Source organism: Cobetia sp. MMG027 (assembly GCF_027947415.1).
GTDB classification, from domain to species: domain Bacteria; phylum Pseudomonadota; class Gammaproteobacteria; order Pseudomonadales; family Halomonadaceae; genus Cobetia; species Cobetia marina.
Genome location: NZ_JAQJIO010000045.1, coordinates 1 through 320, shown reverse-complemented (window position 1 = coordinate 320; position 320 = coordinate 1). Strand labels below are relative to the sequence as shown.

General features: G+C 59.4%; 1 protein-coding gene. It reads left to right on the top strand.

All coding sequences use genetic code 11. From position 1 onward, the window contains the following. On the top strand, positions 1–320 hold a 320-nt coding region (locus tag PJK54_RS17800), incomplete at both ends, for an Ig-like domain-containing protein (protein WP_271303527.1).

The following is a 320-nucleotide window of genomic DNA, read 5'->3' as shown; positions in this document are numbered from 1 at the left end:
ATCACCGTGACTGGCACCAATGACGCACCGGTAGCGGTGCAGGATACCAATGCCACGACAGAGAATAATGCTGTCAGTGGAGATGTCCTGCTCAATGACAGTGATGTCGATGCCAGCGATACCCTGAACGTCAGCCAGGTCGGCGAGGATGCCGCCAATGTCGGTCAGCCGACTGCCGGTGACAACGGTGGCCAGTTCACCGTCAATACCGATGGCAGCTATGACTTCGCGCCGGGCGCGGACTTCGATGACCTTGCGGTCGATGAGACCCGTACCACCACCATCAGCTACCAGGTCAGTGATGGTCAGGGCGGCGTCGA